Source organism: Sporomusa intestinalis (assembly GCF_055383785.1).
The window spans coordinates 317,556-342,432 of the sequence record NZ_AP042390.1 but is presented as its reverse complement, the minus strand read 5'-3'; the positions used below and the strand labels follow the sequence as shown (position 1 = coordinate 342,432).

Below are 24,877 nucleotides of genomic sequence, written 5' to 3'. Positions count from 1 at the left end.
GCTTAGACTAAATCGCTGTCAAGAACAGCCTGATACACCACTCTTCGCGGTAGACCTTTCTGCGACGCCACCTCACGGATGGCGTCCTTTTTATTTATGCCCCGGTTCATAAGCCCGGCAACCGCCTGGATTACAGCAGCAGCCGCCACCGGCTCGGCCGCTCCCGCCGGCTTTTCCTCAGCCTGGCGGCCGGCTACCAGGATAGTAAACTCACCCCGGGGCTGGTTTTCGGTAAAGTACCGTTCGATACTGTCCAGGTCACCCCGGACAAATTCCTCGAATTTCTTCGTCAATTCCCGGGCAATGGCCGCCGGCCTGTTGCCCAGGGCCCGCTTTAGCTCCTGCAAAGTTGTCCGCACCCGGTGCGGCGCTTCGTAAAAGATGAGTGTGTAGGGCTGGCCCGCTAATCCGGCCAGCATGTCCCGCCGGTGTTTATTCGTTTTGGGCAAAAAACCGATAAAAGTAAAACTATTGGTGTCAAGCCCGGAGGCAATCAGGGCCGTCAACGCCGCATTGGGGCCCGGCAGGGGCACTACCGGCACGTTATTCATAACGGCCAGCCTCACCAGGTCAGCCCCGGGGTCGGAGATGGCCGGCATCCCGGCGTCACTGACCAGCGCAATGCTGTCACCGTCTAACAGGCGCCGGATAAGTTCAGGCCCCCGTTCCGCCTTATTGTGCTCATGATAGCTGATCAGCGGCACATGGATTGCAAAGTGATTTAAAAGCTTACGCGTATGCCTGGTATCTTCGGCGGCAATTGCGGCCGCCTCTTTTAACACGCGGACAGCCCGGAAGGTCATGTCCTCCAGATTACCGAGCGGTGTGGGGCATAGATAGAGAGTTCCCTGACCTGTTGTCACAGCAGTCACCTGTCCTGACTATAAAACTTCATAATATCTTCACTATAGTTCCCATCAGTAGTATATACAATTAAGGGCGGCAGTACATCAATTCCCGGTTTAGCCCCCCGCACCCCCTCAATAAGCAGCATGTTGGGCTTTTTACCGGCAGCCGGATGCACAAACTGCAGCCGCTTTGGTTCGATGCCGGCCGCACACATAGCCAGCGTAATTTCCGCCAGCCGCTCCGGCAGGTGCACCATAGCAAACCGGCCCCGGTACTTTACCAGATATTTGGCGGCCGCAACAACATCGGCCAGCGTTGCCGTCACCTCATGCCGGGCCATTGCTACCCGGCTGTTGGGGCTTATGTAGCCGCCGCCCACAGGGCGATAGGGCGGATTGGAAACAACCAGTTCAAAACAGCCGCCTGCCAAAAATTCCTGTACCTGCCGCAGGTCCCCGTGGATTACGGCAAATCTGTCGGCAAGGCCGTTACAGGCCGCCGACCGGCCGGCCCTATCGGCCATGGCCGGATTCAGCTCCACGCCGGTGACTTTAGCGGCGCCCCGCGCCAGCAGCAGCAGGCCGATAACCCCGGTGCCGGCCCCAAGGTCTGCCACCTGCCAGCCTGGCCCCAGGCTGGCAAACTGCGCCAACAACACAGCATCCAGCGAGAAGCAAAACTCGTCAGGATGCTGAATTAGTTTCATATTATCAATAACAAGGTCATCTACCCGCTCACCCGGCTTTAACCGAATCCCGTCAGCTGCCATTATTCTTTCTCCACTACCTCGTCCCACGGAATAATTAAGGTTTTTCCTTCCGGCAGGGCAATAGTGGCCGTCCGTTTCTGCTGGTTAATTGTTAATACCTTGCCTTCGCCCTCAATTGTGACAACCTCCTTGCCAACCGCCGGCGCCACCACCTTTTTGGCGCAGCAGCCGCCATAGCAGTCATTTTCGTACTTCAGGCAGCACATCAGGCGGCCGCAGATACCGGAGATTTTCGTAGGGTTAAGCGATAAATGCTGGTCTTTGGCCATCCGGATTGACACTGGTTCAAAATCTCCCAGGAAGGTTGCACAGCACAGCGACCGGCCACAGCAGCCGATCCCGTTCATCAGCTTAGCCTCATCGCGGACACCGATTTGACGGAGTTCGATCCGGGTACGGAAAACGCTGGCCAAATCTTTCACCAGTTCACGAAAGTCGATCCGCCCCTCCGCGGTAAAGTAAAAAATAATCTTATTGACATCGAAAGTATATTCCACGTCCACCAGGTTCATCGGCAGGTCATGGGCCTGAATTTTTTGCTCGCAGATTTTAAAGGCCTCTTTCTCTTTTTTCCGATTATCCTTGACTTTTTCCTCATCCTCCGGTGTAGCTTTCCGCAGCACCGGCTTCAAAGGCGCCACGATCTGATTGTCTTCCACCTGCCGCGGCCCCACAACAACATCACCGAACTCCAGCCCCCGCGCAGTCTCTACAATCACATGCTCACCGGCCTTTATCGCCAACCCGCCGGGATCAAAATAATATATTTTACCCGCCTTTTTAAAGCGGATGCCCACTACTGTCAACATACTTAATCTCCTTTTTCCGCTAAATCCTTCAAATTTAAGAGCAGCGCCTCGATGGCCAGCCGGGTATTGGCATTGCCGCGAATCGCCCGCAGCGTATCTTTCACTGCACTGATTGCCAAAAGATTTTGTTTTTCCGGCCAAGCCTCCGCCCAGCCTGTTAACTGGGGAATACAATCACTATTATACAGCAAATGCTCACTATGCCTGCCGGCTACAAGTACAATATCACGCAATAAACACACCAAAAACTCCAGAATTCCTACCACGTCTTTCGTGTCAAGACTGTCCAGCGCCAGCGCCTGGTCCCACACAGCCGCCAGCCCCTTATCCTGGAGACTGTCTAATAATGCCATCGCCTTATCCCGGTTAATCAGACCGCCGGGAGCCAATAATTCGAGTGCCGTCCCCATGCGGCCGCCGCTTAACCGCGCCGCTACGTTGGCCGCTTCCGGCACATAGCCTTTGGCCGCCAGCGCCTGGGCGAGCAAACCGGCTGCCAGCGGCTGAAAGGAAAGCTTTTGGCAGCGCGATAGAATGGTCGGCAGCAACGGCTGCGCGATCCCTGCCACGAGGATAAACACAAAACCAGCCGGGGGCTCTTCCAGCAGTTTGAGCAAACTATTAGCAGCCTGCACCGTCATCAGCTCCGCATCCTCGATCAGGCATACCCGCCGTAAACCCAGAGCCGGAGTGAAAGCGGCAAAATGCTGCAGCGTGCGGATTTGATCAATCTTGATTGCCCGGCCGTCAGGCCGCACCAGCGCAAAGTCGGGGTGAGCGCTGCGGCCGAACAGGCGGCAGGCCTGACAGACCCCGCAGGGTTTGGCACCGGTACCGCCGCATAAGATGCCGGCAGCCAGCAAATTACCGGCCAGACTTTTGCCAATCCCCGCCGGGCCGGTAAACAATAGCGCATGCGGCACTGTATCAGCAAGCAGCATCGCCCGGATGATGCGCACATTAACATCATGTCCGATTAGATCGTGCCAATTGTTCATCATCTACGTGTATAAATCCACCAGCATGCCCCGGACCGCGTCATGCTTGGACATAATTGACAATTGGCGCTGCTGGCCGAGGCGCACATCTTCGGCCATCTCACTTAGCTTGGCATCAATCTGCTGGATGGTCGTATACATTTTCTGCCGGCCATGACGGTCCCAGCCGGTGCGTGATTCCAGCGTATACATACGGGCTACAGCCTCACCAATAAAATTACGGACAAGCTCCTTATAGGCTTTCAGTTCGCCATAGGTCGGCATATTCGACAATCTGCGCCCACTGTCATCGATTTCGGCCAGCATCGCCTTGAGACGCTCCGCTGATTGCTTTTCCTGTGTTTTCAATAAGTCGGCAGCAAAATAATCGCCTGTTTTCTCCGCTTTGCCGGCCTGTTCACGTTCAGCGACCACCGGTTGATTGCCCATAGCTAATTTATTTATTTTCATACTCATGCATTATAGCCCTCCTGCCTAGAAATTACAGGGCAGATAACATACTTCTTATCCTATAAATTATAAATGGTTTTAGTAAAATAATCAAATATTTGGCAGAAAAACGGTAATATAAAAGGCAGGGTGCTAGTGTCTTGACCACATTATCTTTTTAGTTTGATGACGGCCAAAATGGCCAATGGCGGCGTCAGCCCCTCCTAGCAGACCCCTTCCAGTATGCGTCGTCGGTGCTTCCTTGCCCTTGGCCATTTTGTCTCGCCCTAAAACTAAAATATAACATGGCCAAGACACTAGGATTCCCTATTCCCTGCCAATCAGTTCGCCAACCTGCCGGTATATTTCACTATGTATGATTGCAACGTCTTTAAGCTGCCCCGCGCCGGTGCAGTCGATCCGGTGCCAGCCAAATCGGTCGGCAATATGGCAGGCATTTTTATAGCATAGTTCGAGATAGGCATGGTTCTGCTCATGGATATCCCGGCTGCTGCCGGCTTTGTTTTCCCGTCCGCACAGGAGCTGTTTGCTAACGGCCGGCGGCATTGCCAAAAAAAATACCATGTCAGGAACAGGCAGGCCGCATTTGACAAATTCAAAATCCCATAGCCAGTCAAGATAATTGTTTTGCTCCGTCCTGTCGCTGATTTTAACGGCCTGATGAATCATATTGGAAGTAGTATAGCGGTCAGCAATAACAACACCGCCCTGTAAATAAAAATTCTCCCACTCTTTTTTATAAGAGGCAATGCGGTCAACAGCATAAAAGGCCGAGGCGGCATACGCATTAAGATCCTCCGGGCGATTGCCGAACTCCCCGTTCAAATACATCTTAACCAGGGCCGACGACTGACTCTGATAGTTGGGATAATCGACTTTACGCACCGCAATGCCCTCGGTCCGCAAACGCTCTGCCAGCAGTCCGGACTGGGTCGCCTTGCCGCTCCCGTCAGTCCCTTCAATAACAATTAGTTTTCCTCGCATACAGCCTCCCTCAGTCAACTACCTTAATCGTTTTCAGCAGGTAATCTTCGGGCCCGGAAATATGCAGGCCGGCAGTCTGCAAAACATGGCAATAGTCAATTATTTCCTGCGTAATCCGCTCCCCCGGGCACAGCATCGGAATGCCGGGCGGGTAGAAAGTAACAATTTCCGCACAGATCATACCATCGGCATCTTTAAAAGGAACCATGCAGGTGTTGCCAAACAAGGCATTCCGTGGTGAAATCACCTGGGCCGGCGGCTGGGGGTACTTGCCTGCCAGATTGATCTGATGAATATCCGAAAAATCGCGGGTGCCGTGATGAGTGGCGGCCAAATCCCGCAATGCCGCCACCAGCGCCGCCACTTCCCGTTCCGAATCGCCTAAGGTAATGAGAAAAAGTATATTGTAAACATCAGACAGTTCCACCTGAATTTTATATTGATGACGCAAAATTCGTTCCGCTTCCGCCCCTGTCAGTCCTAACCCCTTAACAGTCACAGTTACCTTGGTCGGGTCAAAGCTGTGAACACCCGGGTTACCCACTTTTTCCTGGCCGAAGCAGGTTAAGCCGGGAATTTCATTAATTGCCTGCCTGGCCTGATTCGCCAGATCAACAGCCCGTTCAATCAGGGCCGGGCCGGCTGTCGCCATCTGCATTCTCGCCACATCCAGCGAAGCCAGGAGAATATAATTGGGGCTGGTCGACTGCACTAATTGCAGCATGGCTTTCAGGCGGGGGACACGGATGCGTCCTTCCCGGCAATGCACCAGCGAGCACTGGGTCATGGCCCCGATGATCTTATGGGTGCTTTGGGCGACAATATCAGCACCGGCATCCAGGGCCTGTACAGGCAAACGGCCGGAGAATTTGAGATGCGGCCCATGCGCCTCATCCACAACCACCGGAATATCATAACTATGAACAATGTCTACTATCTTCTTCAGATCGGTTGCAACCCCATAATAAGTCGGATTAATCACCAATACGCCTTTGGCATCAGGGTGCTGGGCCAACGTACCGGCCACAGTAGCCGGCGTAACCCCCATTGCCAGTCCTAGGTCATTATCCACTTCCGGCTGCATAAACACCGGGATTGCACCACTTAAAATAATGCCCCCGATAATTGAACGGTGGGCATTGCGTGGCACAATAATTTTGTCCCCCGGCCCGGCGATAGTCAGAATCATGGCATAAATACCGCCGGTTGTGCCATTAACCACAAAATAGCTGTGATCAGCTCCATACAGGTCAGCCGCCAGATCCTGAGCCGCTTTTACCGGCCCATGCGGCTCATGCAGGTCATCCAGCTCCTCCATGAGCGCCAAATCCAGGGCCAGCGTCTGCGGCGGTACCAGATCAGCCAGCGCCGGGTGCATACCTTTGCCCATTTTATGGCCCGGGGTATGGAACGGTATTACTTTATCATTTACATAAACCTTCATTGCCGTCAGCAAGGGTACTGTCTTCTGATCGAGCACGCGGCCCACCACCTTTAAATTCATTGCTATATTATACCCAGGCAAGTTGTAAATATTTTAACATACTGCCGTGCAGGCTACAAGTTTAAAGACAAAAGAACTGTCCCCACAGACTTTTTATGTTTTACTAAAGCCTGGCAATAAACTATAATAAAGAAATAGTAATAATGGTAATCCCCAGTAAACGCGAATAGGGAGAGATGATGATATGGAGCAGTTTGAACAGGTAACTATCGTTAAAAAAGCTAATGTCTATTTTGAAGGCAAGGTAACCAGCCGGACAGTAATTTTTGCCGATAACAGCAAAAAAACCCTTGGGATTATGCTGCCGGGAGATTATGAGTTCGGCACCGCAGCCGCCGAGATTATGGAGATCCTGGCAGGAGAAATGGCGGTATTACTGCCGGGAGAAACAGAGTGGAAAACGTATAAGCCAGGCGACACCTTCCAGGTGCCGGCAGCATCGCGCTTTAAACTTAAAGTAGCCACAGTTATAGACTACTGCTGCTCTTATATTTAAAAAGCCCAGAGCCCTGACGCAGTAAGCGCCAGGGCTCGATCATGGCTGGGTTGCCCTGCCTCGGCCTGAGGCTATCGGCTTGTAAGCCGGGGCAAACTACACTTCGCTCTATATTAAGCTTAACTTATGGCACTTCCACCCTCATAACCGACCGGCCGCTAAGTAGCAGCGGCTCTGGTATAAAGGCCTGATTGACAATGTCTCTCAGGATCGGGGTGATTACCGTAATGGGCTTGCTGACGGTTACAGTGACCGCCTCGCCCTGGGCGCGTTTACCGTTTGCATAGCCAATAGTAACAAGCAGGTCGTTATTGCCGATACTGGCCACAGCCTGATTCACTGCTGACCGGGCGGCAAAATCATTGCTGAGCGCAGCGGAGCGCGCGCCCTCCCGGGCAGCAGCGGTAAGCACCAGATACTGATTCATCACCTGTCCGAACTCCAAAAGACTGAATAGCAGCAATGCCAGTACAGGCAACAAAATGACAGTCCGAAGCGAAGCCTGCCCGCGCGGTTGTTTGAAATAACGGGTAATGTCCACCTTATCACCCCATATGCAAACAGTTGGATTTACTACCGGTAGTTTAATTATAGCAGCCAGCAGCCGCGAGCACTATCATACCTAAGTCTTATCTTCTGCAGCGCCTAGGCAGATAGTCCTAGGCCTGCCTAAATTCATAAATGCAAAAAATCCCTCCTGCCCTGGGGCGAAAGGATTCCCGGCACTGCTACGGATATATTGCGGCAACAGGCAGCTTATCATTTCAGCGGTACGGCAGCGTAAATTCGCGTGCCTTTTCCTATTTCCGATTTTATGTTTAACTCCCCGCCCAGCAGATTGATCCGTTCGCGCATACCCATCAGGCCAAAACTCTCGCTGCCAAGATTCTCCGCCGACGCAAACCCCCGGCCATTATCCTCAACAACCGCGGCCACCGTGCTAAGGCGAAAGTCAAACCGAACCCATACCGCCGATGCGCGGGCATGTTTCTCCACATTATTGAGAGCCTCCTGGATAATGCGGAACAAGCCAATCTCAATATGCGAGTCCAGCCGCTTTTCCTCCCCGATTATAATAACCTCCGGGAATATGCCGCACCGCTCTTTCATCGTATCAAGCACCCGCCTAACCGTGGGTACCAGCCCTAGGTCATCCAGCGTCATCGGCCGGAGATCAAAAATAATCTTGCGGGTTTCCCTAAGTGCTACCCTGACCTGCTCACGCAGGTCTTTAAGTTCATGTTTGGATCTGGCAATATCGCTATCAATCAGGCGTTCACACACCTCCGCCCGGAAAACAATATTGGCCATGGCCTGAGCCGGGCCGTCATGAATCTCCCGGGCCACACGGCGCCGTTCCTCTTCCTGGGCTCTGATTATTTTGGCGCCAAAAATCTGGCTGGCCTGCAAAGATTCAATCTGGGTGACCACAGTGCCCATCTGGTTGCCTAAATAACCCAGCACCGCTCCGACCTGCGAAACGAGTTCCTCCGCTTTCTCAACCGTGTTTTTAAGTACTTTAAGCCGGATCTCCAGGTCATCACGCTGCCGCCGCAGATTCTGTTCCTGCAGGCGGGCCATTGCCAATTCCAGTTGAACATTGCTGGTATCCTCATAGGCAGCTTTGATATCAACCTCGGTATAGTTGCGGAAATTCCGGCTAACCTCCATCAGTCTCAGCCGGGATCGGCGTTCTTTTCTCTCCAGCTCATCCACCTTGAAAATGATTTCAGCCGTTTCCTGCTTAAGGCGCTCAACATCCCGCCGCACATTCTCGGTCTCCCCCCGGGCGGCCTCATATATGTCAAAAATCTGCGATTTACTTTTTTCAACCGCAGCAACTGTCCCTTTAACAATCTTATCTAGGATTTTCACATCAAGATTCTTCATGCAGGCCAGGCTCCTCATCCCTCTAATTGAATCGGTACACTATAAGCCATTTCGTCATACCTGCCCCATATCCTGCTGCCGGAAAATAGCTAAAGAGGGCAGAAACTTGCGCCCCCTTCCAAAATCAGCACAGCTGCCAGTGGCGATAAAAGCCAATCCCTGGTTTAGCCAAATAACCGTTTAACCCGTTCCACAACCCCCAGGCCCGGCTGGCCGGCCGGTTGCTCCCTGCCGCCAGTGACCAGGCAAACCAGATCATCAATCCCTCTGGCAACCGGTGTTTCCGGATGACTGCTGACAAAAGGAACCCCGCGGTTTACAGACGACACAACCACCTGGTCATCGCCGGGCACAGCCGCAGCAAATGTATAGCTCAGACTCTCTTCCACCTCACTGATCTCCATCCCGCTGTCAGCAGCGGTCTTATTCAGCACTACCTTGATTTTATCCTCGCCATAACCAAGGGATTCCAGCATTTCCAGGCACAATTTTACATTCTTGATAGTTGGCAGGTCAAGGGCTGCCACAACCAGGATCATATCGGACGCCGCAAGCACCGTCATCATCGCCTCGGAAAATACGGAGGCTGTGTCAATAACCGTATAGGCAAAGTTAGCCCGCATAATATTGAGAATGGCTGATAAATGCCGGGTTGTTATCATTTCCGCCTGTTCAGGCCGCAAAGGTGCTGCCAGCACTTTTACCGAATGGTTAAAGTGTACCAGATAGCTGTCCAGGCTTTGTTTATCAAGCTGGGCATCATCCCGCACCAGGTCCGCGATGGTAACCCGGGGCATAAGATTTAGCAACAACGCTACGTCGCCAAATTGAAGATCAGCGTCCACAATGCCTGTTTCCAATCCGGTCTTAGCCGCAAGCGCCACCGCTAAATTGGTGGCAATCGTTGTCTTACCGGTACCGCCTTTGGTGCTAAACACGGTAATCAGCTTACCCTGTCCTGGCGGTTTCGCAGGAGCCATTATCGCCCTGCCTGTTTTTTTCCTATGTAGACTCTCTTTAATAACCTGCAGCAATTCTTCACCGCTAAAAGGTTTTATGAGATAACTTACAGCACCGGCAGTTATCGCCCGTCTTTGATATTCCTGCTCCCCCTGCACGCTCATCATGATGATTGAGGAGCCAGGAACTTCGGCCGTAATCTGGCCGGTGGCCGTAATGCCATCCATACCCGGCATATTTATATCCATTAAAATTACATCAGGCTGCAGCTCCTTGGCCATTACTACCGCTTCCAGCCCCGATTCGGCCTGGCCAATGATCACCAATTCGGAATCAAACGCCATCAGTTTGCAGATATTCTCCCGCGTTGCCGCACTATCATCGGCAATAAGCACCTTAATCTTCTTAACCATTTGTCTTACCCCCTAGGGTTTTTGCGGACAAATTCTCCCGGTCCTGTCAGGCATCGAATGGTTCAGGCAAAGATTAGCAGGTGATTTCCGCCGCTTGCCTGCTACGCCAACATTCTAAATTAATTTTACCCGACTATTTCCCGCCGACCTATCAGACCTACTGTTTAAATTATTAGGACTTAAGACCTACATTCATAGCCTGTTGGTGCAGGAAATAATTCTCCCGGGCCGCCAATACCTTATATATAGGTAATCCCTTGCTTATTCACCACCGAATGCAAGGGATTATTTACAACTGCCACTAATTATTTTATAAGATTATATTTCTGCATTTTTTGATAAAAACCGGAACGGTGAATGCCCAAAATTTTCGCTGCTTTGCTTTTATTACCGCCGGCTGCAGCCAGCGCCCGCACCAGCGCCTGCCGCTCGGCGTTTTCCTTTATATCGGCTAAGTCGCTGGGGGGATCGCCGTTCCCGGACTCACCTTTCGCCCCGTTCCCCTTTTTAATCATCGGCGGCAAATGCTCCGGCGTAATAATAATCTCATCATCCATCAGATTAATTGCCCGCTCCAGGACATTTTCCAGTTCGCGGACATTACCGGGCCAGTTATATTGCATCAGCATGGCCAGGGCCTCCGGGCTGATGCCTTCCACCCAGTGTTCGACCTGATTATTAATTTTCTGAAACAGCATGCGGCACAACGGCAGAATATCTTCCGTCCGCTCCCGCAGCGGCGGAATATTGATGGTAAATATATTTAACCGGTAATATAAATCCTGACGAAACTGCTTCTGCTGGATCATATTTTCCAAATCGCGGTTAGTTGCTGCAATCACGCGGATATCGAGCTTAACAGGCTTTGTTCCCCCCAGGCGTTCCAGTTCCCGCTCCTGCAGCACCCTGAGCAGTTTAACCTGCATGGCCAGAGTCATTTCACCAATCTCGTCCAAAAAAATGGTGCCGCCGTTAGCCAATTCAAACTTGCCCGGTTTCCCGCCTTTGCGGGCACCGGTGAACGCGCCCTCTTCATAACCGAATAATTCCGCTTCCAGCAGGTTTTCCGGCAGGGCCGCACAATTAATCTTAATAAACGGGCCCTGGCGCCTTCTGCTGGCGTTGTGCACGGCATGGGCAAACAATTCCTTGCCGGTGCCGGTTTCCCCCAGGATTAATACAGTCGATTTGCCCTTGGCCGCTTTAGCGGCCACCTCTTTAAGACCTTTCATCGTGTCGCTGTTGCCGATAATACTGTCAAACGTAAACTTGCCGCCGTACACCTTGAACAGTTCTTCTTTATAATACTCTAATTCTGATTCGAGCTTGCTGATTTTGCCGGCCAGAGACTTCAGGTCCTTTACATCCCGGAAAATCATGTTGCCGACAGCACCGATAATTTCCCCGTCTTTGACGATGGGAATACGGCTGACAACACTGGTATTGGTCTGGATTTTCTGGATATCGGTAACCTCCGCCTTCCCCTCCTGCACCACAAGGTGCATCCTCGTATTGGGAATGACCTCAGCTACATGCTTGCCTATCACCGCCTGAGGATCAACAGCCAGAAATTCACTGTAGGCTTTGTTCAGCATCGTGATCAACCCGTCTTTGTCCACAACCACAACGCCTTCATGCATACTTTCCAAAATCGATTCCAGTGTGCTTTTAAGCCTTTTCATATCCTCAAGCTGTGTAACCACCTCATTAAACTCGGTAATATCCTGAAAGATGGCGACAGCCCCAACCACAGTGTTTTCTTTTATGATCGGCGTACGGTTTGTCATTATTTCGCATTTTCCAATATTCTGACGTTGATTAAGTTCAGCCTCGCCGGTTTCCATAACCCTGATCAGCCCGGAATTGAGCAGAACGTCATCGATCTTCTGACCGATAACGGCTTCAGACCGTAAGCCGGTAATCTTCTCGGCCGCGGTATTAAAAAAGGTAATAACACCCTGGTAGTTGACCACAACGATGCCATTGCAGACCGAGTCAAGCACAGTCCGCAATTCCGTCATACCGGTTGACGCGAATGCTTCCAGCATACCGCTTACTCCACATTTTTGCATTCCGGTACCTCCTGTAATAATGTCTAAGAATACAGTCAACTTAGCTGACAACATTTCCGCCTGTCAAAACAATTATAAAACGAGAGTACGTTAGTGTCTACAAAAAAAGTCACTCCCGGCCATAAAAGAGGACAACCATCAGGGCGGCAATAAAAAAAGAACCGGCCTTAGCCGGTGAAAAATAACGGGTTCTGCCGAAAAAAAAAAAGATAACGCGGAGTACGTACACTCCGCGCTGCCTTTTTTACCATCAGAACAGAAAGTCCGGGCAGGGATAAGGAAAATCGGCTTACAGTGTGCAAGCACCATCAACACTAAGAACTGTACCATTGATGAACTTAGCATCATCGGATGCGAGAAAAGCAAAGGCCGCGGCAATTTCCTCCGGCTCGCCCAGCCGGCCGGCCGGGACCTTAATCAATATTTTTTCGTTGAGGACTTGTTCAGGGATCTTCTTAACCATTTCCGTGGCAATGAATCCGGGCGCCACGCAGTTAAACCGGAGACCATGGCGGGCCATCTCTTTGGCCCAGGACTTAGTCATGCCAATTACCCCCCACTTGGCGGCCGCATAGTTGGTTTGACCAAGATTGCCGTACAGGCCTACTACGGAAGAAGTCGTAAGCACTACACCGGCTTTCTGCTCAAGCATCTGCGGCAGCACGGCCGAAGTGCAGTTGAATACACCGGTCAGGTTAACATTGATGACTGCGTCCCAGGCATCTTTTGTCATCTTTTTCATCATCGCATCTTTAGTTATACCGGCATTATTAATTAACACATCCACCTTGCCAAAAACCTCTATTGCTTTAGCCACCATAGCCTTAACACTTTCCGGATCAGTAACATTAACCTGGGTATAGATGGCCTGCACACCCTTCGCGGCCGCTTCTTGCACAGTGGCTGAGCCGTCGGCAAAATCGGCGACAACAATATGCGCCCCCTCTTCGGCGAACCGCAGCGCCGTGGCACGGCCAATGCCGGCCGCAGCCCCGGTAATAATGACAACCTTGTTTTTCAAACCCTTCATCGAAAATACCTCCCTGTTAATAAGACAATATTTAGAGTAATTAAGTAATGCATGTAGATGCAATGTTCAATGTAAGTATGATGCAAAAAACATGCCAATATCCCCGTGGAAAAAATTACTGCCGAATTTTACCGCTATGCAATAAACACCGCTACCGCTGTAACGCAAAAGATTATGTATATATGTCGCAATTCATACACACACTGTCTATGAAAATGAACAACCGCCATTATCGTTCCGGAGCCGAATCCATAGCCGGAAGACAGAAAATAATGATTTTACCCCTGCTGCGGTAAAAAAAATTTATTGGCACGATACTTGCTTATAAATTTATCTGAATTGCGCACTATGATACAGAAGGAGGTTATCGCAGCAACCAACGACTGACGCTTACCAAAAACAGGCTACTATCTTTTAGGAGGTAATTTAATGGAAGTAATCGGAATTCTCCTTAGTTTATTTTTGCTCATGTTCTTTGCCTACCGTGGTTTTTCAGTAATTTTATTCGCCCCCGTATTTGCCCTGCTGGCCGCCTCATTATCCGGCCTCTCCCTCATGCCGGCCTATACCGAATTGTTTATGGCCAAAGCAGTTACGTATATCAAATCCTTTTTCCCCGTCTTCCTGCTTGGCGCCGTTTTTGGCAAGCTAATGGAAGATACCGGGCTGGCCAAAGGCATTGCCCAGGCCATCATTAAAGGCTTAGGCAAGGACCGGGCTATATTGTCGATTGTTCTGGCCGGGTGCGTACTTACCTATGGCGGTGTAAGCCTGTTTGTTGTTGTGTTTGCCATCTATCCATTTGCATCGGCCTTATTCAAACAAGCTGACATCCCCAAAAGGCTGCTGCCGGCGACGATCGCCCTGGGTGCGTTTACCGCCACCATGGACTGTATCCCCGGTACACCCCAAATACAAAACCTTATACCCACCAACTTTTTCGGCACCAATATTTATGCCGCTCCCATTCTTGGCCTCATAGGCGGCATCGCGATTCTATCCCTGGGCATCTTATGGCTGGAGCACCGCCGGCGCAGTGCGGCCGCAGCCGGCGAAGGCTATGGCAACCATACGCTCAACGAGCCTGAGGTCAAAACCGACACCGCTCTCCCCTCCTGGCAGCTGGCTATTTTGCCGTTACTCGCCGTCCTGGTTGTTAATTTTGCCATGACCCGTATGTTTACTTGGGATCCGGCAATCCTGGAGCCTTTTAAAGCCATGAAACTGCCGCTGACCGCTGCTGCCGTCAGCAATGTTATCAGCATCTGGTCTTTGATTATTGCCCTGGTTACCGGTATTGGCCTGGCCATCGTATTAGGTTATAAAAACCTTGGTTCCACCGGCATGCTGGCCAAATCCCTTAATGCCGGCGCCGTGGGCTCGCTCCTGGCCATCATGAATACCGCCTCGGAAGTAGGTTATGGCAACGTTATCGCTTCGCTTACCGGCTTCAAATCCATCTCCAGCGCGTTGATGAGCATTAAAGTCGGCGGTTCGCCCCTGGTATCCGAAGCCGTAACCGTCAATATCCTCGCCGGCGTCACCGGTTCCGCCTCAGGCGGCATGTCCATTGCTTTGGACCTGATGGCCAAAGACTGGCTGGCCTGGGCCAACTCCATCGGTATGTCGCCGGAAATCCTGCACCGCGTGGCCTCCATGGCCTCAGGCGGCATGGATACACTGCCCCACAACGGCGCGGTTATCACCTTGCTGGCCGTCTGCGGGCTAACCCACAAAGACTCCTATGGCGACATTTTTGTCCTGACCGTACTTAAGACCCTCATGGTATTTGTCATTATTCTCATTCATACCATGACCGGAATCCTGTAAGCTGTTCACTGCAAGTCAAATACCTGTGTTGAAAAACAACACAGGTTTTTTATTAACAACACCATAGCTGCCCTGCAAGCGGGCAGAGTGTACAAGAAATTAGACACAGGTGTGTAGAACAATACACACCTGAATACCATAAACGCAAATCGTCTGTACAGGAAAGACCGGCCGCAACGGCAGGCACCGGCAAATTATGGTACGGCCGGCTTATTTCCCCGGCAGAAAACAACACCGTGCCGGTGCCTGTTCACCGCCTGCCGGAAAGATTCCACCCTGATTGCAGGAAAAACGTGCAGACTATTGGCATGTTCCTTGCATTAAATAATTTCGAGAGATATTTCACAAGGAGAGTGGGTATATTGGCAAAAGTAATCAGCGCACAGGACGCCGCCAAACTTATACAAAACGGCCAAACTGTTGCAACCAGCGGCTTTGTCGGCAACGGTCATCCGGAAGCATTGACAGCCGCCTTGGAAGAACGTTTCCTTAACGAAAGCGCTCCTAGAAACTTAACCTTAATCTACTGTGCCGGCCAGGGCGACGGCAAAGACCGCGGCCTGAATCATTTCGGGTCAGAAGGCATGGTAAAAAGAGCGGTCGGCGGCCATTGGAACCTGGCCCCCAAACTGGGCAAACTGGCTGTGGAGAACAAAATAGAAGCCTACAACTTCCCCCAGGGAACGCTTACCCACTGGTTCCGTAATTTAGCCGGCCGCAAGCCCGGGGTAATCACCAAGGTTGGCCTGAATACGTTTGTCGACCCCCGGGTTGACGGCGGCAAAATCAACGACATCACCACAGAAGATCTCGTAGAGGTCATCGAACTGGGCGGCGAGGAATGGCTGTGGTATAAGCCCTTCCCGGTTGATGTGGCCCTCCTCCGCGGCACCAGTGCCGACGAACGCGGCAACATTACCATTGAGCATGAGGCAGTTTCCCTGGAACAGCTGTCGATTGCCCAGGCAGTCAAGAGCGCCGGCGGCATTGTCATTGTTCAGGTTGAGCGGCTTGTCGCCAACGGCAGTCTTAAGCCGATGAACGTCAAAATTCCCGGCATCAGCGTCGACTATATCGTGGTTGCCGAATCGCCGTCCTTGCACATGCAAACCTTCGGCGAACAATATAATCCTGCCTACTCGGGCGAGATTCGCGTCTCCCTGTCGGCCATTGCCCCTCTGCCGCTGGACGAGCGCAAGGTAATCGCCAGACGGGCCGCACTGGAATTGATTCCTGATGCCAAGGTAAACCTGGGGATCGGCGTGCCGGAAGGAGTGGCGCTGGTGGCCAATGAGGAAGGCATCGGCGATACCCTGACCCTGACGGTCGAGGCCGGACCTGTCGGCGGTGTCCCTGCCGGCGGCCAGAGTTTCGGCGCGGCTACGAATGCCGAGGCCATTCTGGACCAGCCTTACCAATTCGACTTTTATGACGGCGGCGGCCTGGACCTCGCCTTTCTGGGACTGGCCGAAACGGACAGACAAGGCAATATCAATGTCAGCAAATTCAAAGGCCGGGTTGCAGGCTGCGGCGGGTTTATCAACATTACCCAAAACGCGAAACGGGTCTTTTTTTGCGGCACCTTTACCGCCGGCGGTCTCAAAGTCCAGGTTGCCGACGGCAAACTGTCGATCCTGAACGAGGGTAAAGCCAAAAAGTTTCTGGAACAGGTAGAACAGATTACCTTCAGCGGTCACTATGCGCAAACAGTAAAACAGCCGGTCATGTACATCACGGAGCGGGCCGTGTTTGAGCTGACGGCCGCTGGTATGACCCTGATCGAAATAGCCCCCGGGGTAGATCTGGAAAAAGATATACTGGCCCAGATGGAATTCAAGCCAATTATCGCCCCTGATCTGAAACTCATGGACGAACGCCTCTTCCGCGCCACGCCCATGGGCCTGGATAAACAGTAATGAAGCCAACTAATACTCACTAAAGGATGGTGCATGTAATGAAAGAAGTAGTAATCGTCAGCGCAACGCGTACAGCTATTGGCAATTTTAACGGCTCCCTGGCTTCTGTAGCCGCCACAGACCTTGGCGCTTTAATCATTAAGGCGGCGATCGACAAAGCCGGGATCAATAAAGAAGCCGTTGACGAGGTCATTTTCGGCAACGTGCTCCAGGCCGGCCTGGGCCAAAATCCTGCCCGCCAGGCAGCTATAAAAGCCGGCCTGCCGGTAGAGGTTCCTTCTTATACCGTAAATAAGGTTTGCGGCTCCGGCCTGAAAACAGTCAATCTGGCGGCCCAGGCCATTATGACCGGCGATGCCGATATCATCGTAGCCGGCGGCATGGAGAATATGTCTCAGGCGCCCTATCTTCTGGACAGCAAGGCCCGCTGGGGCTACCGCATGGGCCATGGCAAGCTCACCGATGTCATGATTCATGATGGTCTCTGGTGCGCCTTCAACGATTACCATATGGGAATCACGGCCGAAAACGTCTCGGCTCAATACAGCATCAGCCGGGAAGAACAGGACCAGCTGGCCTACGAATCGCAGGCCAAGGCTCTCCAAGCCATTGAGTCCGGCGCTTTTAAACAGGAAATATACCCGGTTGTAATCAAAGGCCGCAAAGGCGATACCACGTTCGACACGGACGAATATCCCAAAGCAGGCACAACCGCCCAATCGCTCTGCGGCTTGAAACCGGCCTTTAAAAAAGACGGTTCCATTACTGCCGGCAACGCCTCCGGCATTAACGACGGTGCGGCCGCCCTTGTCCTTATGTCTGCCGATAAGGCCCGCGAGCTGGGCTTGAAACCACTGGCCCGCATCCGTGCCTACGCCGCAGGCGGTGTCGACCCCTCCATCATGGGTATGGGTCCGGTGCCGGCAACCCGCAAAGCGCTAGCCAAAGCAGGTCTCAGCATCAACGACATCGAATTAATTGAAGCGAATGAGGCTTTTGCCGCCCAGTTTCTCGCCGTAGGCAAAGAACTCGGCTTCCCCAAAGACAGAGTAAATGTCAATGGCGGCGCCATTGCCCTTGGCCATCCGATCGGGGCCAGCGGCGCCCGGATCCTAGTCACCCTGCTGCATTCCCTGCAGGCCAGAGAAGCCAAGCTTGGCCTGGCTACCCTTTGCATCGGCGGCGGCCAGGGCGTTGCCACCATCGTCGAACGGCTCTAATTCTATTGGTTAGCTGCCACCTCCCTTTATAGCACAAAGGGAGGTGGTAAATATAGCTTTGATAAGGAGGTCTACTCTATGATTTTTGAACTGACAGAAGATCAAAAAATGACCCAGAAACTGGTGCGGGAGTTTGCCGAAAAGCAGGTTGCACCAAGTGTCGCCGAACGGGACGAAGCCGGGAGTTTCTCGCGCGAGCTGTATGATGCCATGGGGGAAATGGGCTTTACCGGTATTTGCTTTCCCGAACAGTACGGCGGCGCTGACGGCGATGTGCTCAGCTACATTCTGGCCGTAGAAGAACTGTCCCGGGTGGACGACGGCATTGGCATCACCCTCTCCGCGACCGTATCGTTGTGCGCCTGGCCGATTTATGCCTTTGGCACCGAAGAACAGAAACAAAAGTATCTTGGACCCCTGCTGGAAGGCACAAAAATGGGCGCCTTTGGTTTGACTGAACCCAACGCCGGCACCGATGCCGCCGCCCAGCAAACCATTGCCGTGTTAGAAGGAGACCACTATGTGCTGAACGGCAGCAAAATTTTCATTACCAATGCCGGTGAAGCGGAAACCTATGTAGTCTTTGCCATGACGGATAAGGCCAAGGGAGTAAAAGGAATTTCCGCTTTCATTATTGAAAAAGGCATGCCAGGCTTCACCTTTGGCAAAAAAGAGCACAAAATGGGGATCAACACCTCCATTACCATGGAACTGGTATTCCAGGATGTCAAAGTCCCGAAAGAAAATCTGCTGGGCAAAGAAGGCGACGGCTTCAAAATTGCCATGGCGACCCTCGACGGCGGCCGCATTGGTGTGGCGGCCCAGGCCCTGGGCATTGCCCAGGCCGCGCTGGACCATGCCGTAAAATATTCCAAGGAACGGGTGCAGTTTGGCAAACCGATCGCCAGCAACCAGGCGATTGCCTTTATGCTGGCCGACATGGCCACGAAAGTGGAAGCCGCCCGCCTGCTGGTCTACCGTGCCGCCTACCTGAAAGAAAAAGGCCTCCCCTATTCCAAAGAAGCGGCCATGGCCAAGATGTATGCCTCCGATGCGGCCATGGCGGTAACCACCGATGCTGTACAGATATTTGGCGGTTATGGCTACAGCCGTGAATACCCGGTGGAACGGCTGATGCGCAATGCCAAGATCACCCAGATTTATGAAGGAACAAACCAGGTGCAGCGCATCGTTATTTCCAGCGCTGTTCTGCGGTAAGATAACGCTTATACGCTTGCCGGCAGGGAGAACCGCTGCAGCGGTTCTCCCCCGCCCCGGCAGCCCCAAAATGAAGCACCGCCACTTTTTAACAGGAGGATTACAGGTCTAATGGAAATAGTAGTTTGCGTAAAACAAGTACCTGATACCACGGAAGTAAAAATTGACCCTGCCACCAATACGTTAATCCGCCAGGGTGTGCCCAGCATTGTCAATCCCTTCGACAAAAATGCCTTAGAAGCCGCTTTACAGCTCCGGGAAAAACATGGCGGCAAGGTTACCGTCATTACCATGGGTCCGCCCCAGGCCAAGGACGCCCTGAAAGAATGCCTGGCGATGGGGGCTGATGACGCAGTCCTGCTGAGCGACCGGGCCTTTGGCGGCGCCGATACGCTGGCTACCAGCCATACACTGGCAGCCGGAATCAAGAAAATCGGCAATGTCGACATCATCCTCTGCGGCAAGCAGGCCATCGACGGCGACACCGCCCAGGTAGGACCCGAGATTGCCGAGCATCTTGCTATTCCGCAAGTCACCTATGTGTCGAAAGTGGAAGCCGACGGCAACAAGCTCCGGGTAGAACGGGAGCAGGAGGAAGGGTATGAAGTGATTGAGGTCTCCACACCGGTTATGCTGACAGTAGTCAAATCAATCAACGACCCCCGCACCCCCACTGTTAAGGGCACAATGAAAGCCAACCGCCGGGAAATCCCTGTCTGGACGGTAAACGATGTAGCGGTAGAAGCCGAGAAAATTGGCCTCAAAGGCTCACCTACCCAGGTACGTAAAATCTTTACCCCCAAGCAGCGTACCCAGGGGGAAATTATTCAGGCAGATACCGCCCGGGCGGCGGCAGTGCAGTTAATTCAAAAACTGTCTGATGCCAAGATCGTTTAAGGGGGGTTAAATAATGGCAGTAAAAGTAATTGCTGAACAATGTATTGGTTGTACCGCCTGTGTAGGCACCTGCCCTTTCGGCGCTATCATCATGGAAGACGACAAGGCGGTCATCACCGAGGCCTGTACAGCCTGCGGCGCCTGCGTGGATGTTTGTCCGGTCGGGGCTATTATCCGTGAAGCAGAAGAAAAATCCGTAGCGATTGACAAAGACCTGTATAAAGGCGTTTGGGTCTATATTGAACAAGTAAACGGGAGTATCCGCAATGTAAGCCACGAGCTGTTAGGGGAAGGCCGCAAGCTGGCCGAGGCTATGGGACAGGAACTGGCAGCCGTACTGATCGGCCAGAATGTATCCGGCCTGACCAAAGAGATCTTTGCCAGCGGCGCCGATAAAATTTATGTAGTGGAAGGCCCTGAATTCAAGCACTATTCCACCGACGGCTACACCATTACCTTGGCCGATCTGATTAATACCTACCGGCCCTCGGTCATTCTGATGGGCGCTACCAACGACGGCCGGGATCTTGGCCCGCGGGTTGCCTGCCGGGTAGGCACCGGGCTGACCGCCGACTGCACCAATCTGGACATTGACGAGGCCACCGGGCTGGTTGCCTGGACCCGGCCGGCCTTTGGCGGCAATATTATGGCAACCATTTTGTGCCCTGACCACCGGCCGCAGATGGGAACTGTCCGTCCCAAAGTATTTAAACGCCCTGCTCAGGATTTTTCCCGCACCGGCGAAGTAATCAAGGTTGCCAGCAAAGTACAGCCCGGCGATATCCGGACCAAACTTATTGAAGTCATTCAGGGCAGTACGGTCGCCTGCAACCTGGAGGAAGCCGAATTCATCGTGGCCGGCGGCCGCGGCATCTGCAAGCCGGAAAACTTTAAGCTGATCGAAGAGCTTGCGTCTGTCCTGGGCGGCGCAGTCGGTGCTTCCCGGGCGGCGGTCGACGCCGGCTGGATACCGGCCTTAAACCAGGTTGGCCAGACAGGCAAAACCGTCGGTCCGAAAGTATACATTGCCTGTGGTATTTCCGGCGCTATCCAGCACTTGGCCGGCATGTCCTCTTCCGATATCGTTATCGCCATCAACAAAGATCCGGATGCACCGATCTTTAAGATGGCCGACTACGGAATTGTCGGCGATGCCCTCGAAGTAATCCCGGCCCTTATCGCTGAATTTAAAAAAATCAAAGCTGCCGGCTGACCACTACATCGATAACAAAGGGAGGTATTGTTTATGGTGCAAGACGTAAAATTCGCCGACATCAAGGTCGGCGACAAAGCCAGTATGGCGAAAACAGTAAGCGAATATGACGTGTATTCCTTTGCCGGCCTCAGCGGCGACTTCAACCCTGTACACATCAATGCCGAGTTTGCCGAAAAATCTATGTTTAAAGGGCGCATTGCCCACGGCATGCTGTCGGCTGCTTTTATCTCCGCCGTCCTGGGTACGGCCTTGCCTGGCGCCAACACCATTTACCTTGCCCAGGAGCTGGCCTTTAAAGCGCCGGTAAAAATTGGCGACACCGTTACCGCCACAGTTGAGGTTATTGAAAAAATTGAGGCCAAAAACCGGTTAATCCTGAAAACGACCGTCACCAACCAGGCAGGAACGGTGGTCACCGACGGCAAAGCCACAGTAATGAAAAAAGACTAGCGGGGGTAGCAGATGGACATAAAAAAAGTATTAATCATTGGCGCCGGCCAAATGGGCAGCGGCATTGCTCAGGTAATGGCCCAGGGCGGCCTTACCGTAATTATCAGAGACATTAGCGAGGAGTTTGTGCAGAAAGGCATAACCGCCATTGACAAAAACCTGGCCCGGTCTGTTGACAAAGGCAAGCTGACCCCTGACGAAAAAACAGCGGTCATGGACCGGATTACCGGGGCCGTGGAGCTGACTGCCGATATCTGCGCTGTCGATTTAGTCGTGGAAGCCGCTGTAGAGAAGATGGAAATAAAAAAAGAAATCTTTCAGCTGCTGGATAAATTGTGCCCTGCTGACACAATTCTGGCAACAAATACCTCCTCCCTGCCGCTCACGGCGGTCGCCGCCACTACCGGCCGGGCCGACAAGGTCATCGGCATGCACTTCTTCAACCCTGCGCCGGTCATGAAGCTGGTAGAAATCATCAATGGCCTGGCAACCTCGCAGGCTACCTTTGACACCATCCAGGCCTTAGCCCGCAAATTAGGCAAAGAACCGGTCAAAGTCGAGGATTTCCCGGGCTTCATCGGTAACCGGGTCATGATCCCCATGATCAACGAGGCTGTCTATGCCCTGATGGAAGGGGTAGCCAGCGCCGAAGATATTGATACCGTGGCCCGGCTCGGCTTTAACCATCCTATGGGGCCGCTGGCGCTGTCTGACCTGATTGGCAATGATACCGTCCTGTCGATTATGGAGGTCCTCTATGCCGGCTATGGCGACCCCAAATACCGTCCCTGCCCGCTGCTTAAGAAAATGGTGCAGGCCGGCTACCTTGGGCGCAAAAGCGGCAAAGGATTCTTTGCGTATTCCCGGTAAACGTAATCGCCCAGTCATAATAAACTACCCCTGCGCTCTGCCGGCTAACTGCCGGCCTAATCGCAGGGGTAATTTATTATCAGCTGGTTCACGTCCGGGGCGCGTATGGCCAAATACCAGGAGTACTAGTACCTCATCTCCCTTAAAACCAAGGATAGTTTGCGCATCTTTTCCCGCACTGCTTCGTTGTCGTCGCCTTACATATGTCCGATATGTGCGGCTCCTCCGCCTTGCATTGCGAAAAAATCTACGCAAACTATTCCCTCGCTTTTAAGAAAGATGAGGTACTAGACCATATTGGCTATATTCTCTACTTCATTGGCAGTAGCCGTCAGCTCCTGCATCGTTTTGCCAATCTGTTCGGTGGCCAGCGCCTGATGCTCGCTCAACTGCGCCGTACTGCCAATCACTGCCACTACAGCAATCGCTTCATGCTCAATATTCTGCAGAATCTTTTTTATATCATTAACCGACTGAGAGCTATTAACCGCCATTTTGCGTATCTCCTCGGCCACAACGGCAAAACCGCGGCCCTGCTCTCCGGCCCGGGCGGCTTCAATGGCGGCGTTAAGCCCCAGTAGATTGGAATTGGCGGCAACATCACTTACAAACTTTAAAATCTCGTCGGTTTTATTAATCTCCGTAATCACCCGCTCGCTGCCGCCCTTCACCTTGACAAGCTCCTGCGCCAGGCGGCTGGCCGAAGCGGCCAGTTCCTCGGTCGTGGCTGTGATTTCCTCAGTCATGGTCGCAATGGTATGCGCCGCATTATGTAAAGCTTCTTCTGTCATCAGGCTGATGGCCATACCGACTACGCCGGAAAGAGTCCCGTCCTCCTCAATAATGGGCCTGACAATCGAGCGCAGCTTGACACCATATAAGTGTTCAGGAATCAGTGTTTTCACAATCTGTCTGGTGGCAAGGCAATTTTTAACCGAGGTTCCCGGTGCCGGCTCACCCAGTTTTACATTAGCCTGGAATGTTTTGCCTTCCACGTAATGAATAATAACCCCTTCCGCATTGGCCACCAATACAGAACAGTCAAACGCGTTCAGATCCCGGAACAGCTCGGCGGCGGCAACTGCGGCTGCTAATTTATTCATAATATAGGCCCTCCCTTTATTGTTTTCGATACTGCCTGCAGGCTTCAATTGTTTGTACGTCTAGACAAGTCCCTATACAAAATACGGCATTTTACTCTGTTTTTCCTGCCTGATTTCAACAATATTCGCAATTATTATTTTTTTTGTTTAAAGGAATCCATTGTTACGAATAATTAACATATTCAGGAAGGAAAATGAGGATTTATCGAGAAATAAGTTATTCAAAAATAATTTATATTGCTAAAGGAGTGAGCAAGTTGAAAATTCTGGTTGTGTATTATTCCTTGTATGGTCACATCCATCGCATGGCAGAGGCGGTTGCCGACGGTATCCGCGAGGTGGACGGGGCAGAGGCGGTTCTGCGCCGGGTCCCGGAAACATTATCCACGGAAATTCTGGAAAAAATGGGAGCTATCGAAGCCCAAAAAGCATTCAGCCATATTCCGGTTTGCACGCTGGAGGAACTGGCGGCAGCCGACGCGATTATCTTTGGCACGCCAACCCGCTTTGGCAATATGTGCGGACAGATGCGCCAGTTTCTTGACGCCACCGGCCAGTTATGGCAGCAGGGCAGGCTGGTCGGCAAAGCCGGCAGCGTTTTTACCAGTACGGCCACGCAGCATGGCGGCCAGGAATCGACGATCCTCAGCATGCATACTACGCTTTTGCATCATGGCATGGTTATTGTCGGCCTGCCTTACTCCTTTGCCGGCCAGAGCACCATTGATGAAATGACCGGCGGCTCCCCCTACGGCGCCTCAACCATTGCCGGCGGCCGGGGCGAACGGCTGCCCAGCGCCAACGAATTGGCCGGAGCCGCATTTCAGGGAAAACATGTGGCAACAATTGCCCGGAAACTGAATAGCAAGTAATCGCGGTTATATGCCGAAGACTCCCGTTCACACAACGGGAGTCTTCTCTACCTAAAGCTGT

23 protein-coding genes are annotated in these 24,877 nt (G+C 52.4%); 10 read left to right on the top strand and 13 right to left on the bottom strand.

Annotation, left to right across the window (positions count from 1 at the left end; all coding sequences use genetic code 11):
* Positions 1-2: 2 nt before the first annotated feature.
* The 7 genes from rsmI to ACZ481_RS01535 form a co-directional block, all read right to left on the bottom strand.
* Positions 3-872, bottom strand: a complete 870-nt coding sequence (gene rsmI / locus ACZ481_RS01565) for a 16S rRNA (cytidine(1402)-2'-O)-methyltransferase (protein WP_464768451.1) — start codon at positions 870-872, stop codon at positions 3-5.
* A complete protein-coding gene (locus ACZ481_RS01560; RefSeq protein ID WP_464768450.1) occupies positions 869-1,618 on the bottom strand; it encodes a tRNA1(Val) (adenine(37)-N6)-methyltransferase in 750 nt (249 codons plus the stop codon). The genes rsmI and ACZ481_RS01560 overlap by 4 nt, the downstream gene beginning before the upstream one ends.
* Entirely contained in the window at positions 1,618-2,427 is an 810-nt protein-coding gene (locus tag ACZ481_RS01555) for a PSP1 domain-containing protein (protein ID WP_464768449.1), read from the bottom strand. Before ACZ481_RS01555 ends, ACZ481_RS01560 begins: the two co-directional genes overlap by 1 nt.
* A gap of 2 nt (positions 2,428-2,429) precedes the next feature.
* Positions 2,430-3,428, bottom strand: a complete 999-nt coding sequence (holB, locus tag ACZ481_RS01550; protein WP_464768448.1) for a DNA polymerase III subunit delta' — start codon at positions 3,426-3,428, stop codon at positions 2,430-2,432.
* Positions 3,429-3,881 carry a YaaR family protein gene (locus ACZ481_RS01545; RefSeq protein WP_464768447.1) on the bottom strand — a complete coding sequence of 151 codons (453 nt, stop codon included), beginning with the start codon at positions 3,879-3,881 and terminating at the stop codon, positions 3,429-3,431. It lies immediately after the preceding gene.
* A gap of 300 nt (positions 3,882-4,181) precedes the next feature.
* Positions 4,182-4,859, bottom strand: a complete 678-nt coding sequence (locus ACZ481_RS01540; protein WP_464768446.1) for a dTMP kinase — start codon at positions 4,857-4,859, stop codon at positions 4,182-4,184.
* A gap of 10 nt (positions 4,860-4,869) precedes the next feature.
* Entirely contained in the window at positions 4,870-6,363 is a 1,494-nt protein-coding gene (locus ACZ481_RS01535; protein WP_464768445.1) for an aminotransferase class I/II-fold pyridoxal phosphate-dependent enzyme, read from the bottom strand.
* Between the two features lie 184 nt (positions 6,364-6,547).
* Between ACZ481_RS01535 and ppnP the strand changes: the two genes are divergently transcribed.
* Positions 6,548-6,859 (top strand): pyrimidine/purine nucleoside phosphorylase, encoded by a 312-nt coding sequence (gene ppnP, locus ACZ481_RS01530; RefSeq protein ID WP_464768444.1) that lies wholly within the window; start codon positions 6,548-6,550, stop codon positions 6,857-6,859.
* A 124-nt stretch (positions 6,860-6,983) separates the two neighbouring features.
* Here ppnP and ACZ481_RS01525 read toward each other — a convergent pair whose 3' ends face one another.
* The 5 genes from ACZ481_RS01525 to ACZ481_RS01505 form a co-directional block, all read right to left on the bottom strand.
* A complete protein-coding gene (locus ACZ481_RS01525) occupies positions 6,984-7,400 on the bottom strand; it encodes a TadE/TadG family type IV pilus assembly protein (RefSeq protein ID WP_464768443.1) in 417 nt (138 codons plus the stop codon).
* 218 nt (positions 7,401-7,618) lie between these two features.
* Positions 7,619-8,749 carry a sensor histidine kinase gene (locus ACZ481_RS01520; protein ID WP_464768442.1) on the bottom strand — a complete coding sequence of 377 codons (1,131 nt, stop codon included), beginning with the start codon at positions 8,747-8,749 and terminating at the stop codon, positions 7,619-7,621.
* A gap of 164 nt (positions 8,750-8,913) precedes the next feature.
* On the bottom strand, positions 8,914-10,122 hold the full coding sequence (locus ACZ481_RS01515; protein WP_464768441.1) for a response regulator: 1,209 nt from the start codon (positions 10,120-10,122) through the stop codon (positions 8,914-8,916).
* 305 nt (positions 10,123-10,427) lie between these two features.
* Complete coding sequence (locus tag ACZ481_RS01510) at positions 10,428-12,194, bottom strand: sigma-54 interaction domain-containing protein (protein ID WP_464768440.1); 1,767 nt, start codon at positions 12,192-12,194, stop codon at positions 10,428-10,430.
* A gap of 289 nt (positions 12,195-12,483) precedes the next feature.
* Positions 12,484-13,224 (bottom strand): beta-ketoacyl-ACP reductase, encoded by a 741-nt coding sequence (locus ACZ481_RS01505; RefSeq protein WP_464768439.1) that lies wholly within the window; start codon positions 13,222-13,224, stop codon positions 12,484-12,486.
* Between the two features lie 429 nt (positions 13,225-13,653).
* Between ACZ481_RS01505 and ACZ481_RS01500 the strand changes: the two genes are divergently transcribed.
* The 8 genes from ACZ481_RS01500 to ACZ481_RS01465 all read left to right on the top strand — a co-directional run bounded on the left by ACZ481_RS01500 (position 13,654) and on the right by ACZ481_RS01465 (position 22,841).
* Positions 13,654-15,054 (top strand): GntP family permease, encoded by a 1,401-nt coding sequence (locus ACZ481_RS01500; RefSeq protein WP_464768438.1) that lies wholly within the window; start codon positions 13,654-13,656, stop codon positions 15,052-15,054.
* Between the two features lie 362 nt (positions 15,055-15,416).
* Positions 15,417-16,970, top strand: a complete 1,554-nt coding sequence (locus ACZ481_RS01495) for an acyl CoA:acetate/3-ketoacid CoA transferase (RefSeq protein WP_464768437.1) — start codon at positions 15,417-15,419, stop codon at positions 16,968-16,970.
* A gap of 38 nt (positions 16,971-17,008) precedes the next feature.
* Positions 17,009-18,190 carry an acetyl-CoA C-acetyltransferase gene (locus tag ACZ481_RS01490; RefSeq protein ID WP_464768436.1) on the top strand — a complete coding sequence of 394 codons (1,182 nt, stop codon included), beginning with the start codon at positions 17,009-17,011 and terminating at the stop codon, positions 18,188-18,190.
* A gap of 78 nt (positions 18,191-18,268) precedes the next feature.
* A complete protein-coding gene (locus tag ACZ481_RS01485; RefSeq protein ID WP_464768435.1) occupies positions 18,269-19,408 on the top strand; it encodes an acyl-CoA dehydrogenase in 1,140 nt (379 codons plus the stop codon).
* 111 nt (positions 19,409-19,519) lie between these two features.
* Positions 19,520-20,305: an electron transfer flavoprotein subunit beta/FixA family protein gene (locus ACZ481_RS01480; RefSeq protein WP_464768434.1), complete on the top strand. Its 786-nt coding sequence runs from the start codon at positions 19,520-19,522 to the stop codon at positions 20,303-20,305.
* Positions 20,306-20,318: 13 nt separating this feature from the next.
* Positions 20,319-21,518 carry an FAD-binding protein gene (locus ACZ481_RS01475; RefSeq protein WP_464768433.1) on the top strand — a complete coding sequence of 400 codons (1,200 nt, stop codon included), beginning with the start codon at positions 20,319-20,321 and terminating at the stop codon, positions 21,516-21,518.
* 33 nt (positions 21,519-21,551) lie between these two features.
* A complete protein-coding gene (locus ACZ481_RS01470; RefSeq protein WP_464768432.1) occupies positions 21,552-21,971 on the top strand; it encodes a MaoC family dehydratase in 420 nt (139 codons plus the stop codon).
* A 12-nt stretch (positions 21,972-21,983) separates the two neighbouring features.
* Positions 21,984-22,841, top strand: a complete 858-nt coding sequence (locus tag ACZ481_RS01465; RefSeq protein WP_464768431.1) for a 3-hydroxybutyryl-CoA dehydrogenase — start codon at positions 21,984-21,986, stop codon at positions 22,839-22,841.
* A gap of 287 nt (positions 22,842-23,128) precedes the next feature.
* On the opposite strand, the gene ACZ481_RS01460 is transcribed toward ACZ481_RS01465, so the two are convergent.
* Positions 23,129-23,944, bottom strand: a complete 816-nt coding sequence (locus tag ACZ481_RS01460; protein ID WP_464768430.1) for a methyl-accepting chemotaxis protein — start codon at positions 23,942-23,944, stop codon at positions 23,129-23,131.
* Positions 23,945-24,201: 257 nt separating this feature from the next.
* On the opposite strand from ACZ481_RS01460, the gene wrbA reads away from it, so the two are divergent.
* Positions 24,202-24,816, top strand: a complete 615-nt coding sequence (wrbA, locus tag ACZ481_RS01455) for an NAD(P)H:quinone oxidoreductase (protein WP_464768429.1) — start codon at positions 24,202-24,204, stop codon at positions 24,814-24,816.
* Positions 24,817-24,877 lie beyond the last annotated feature (61 nt).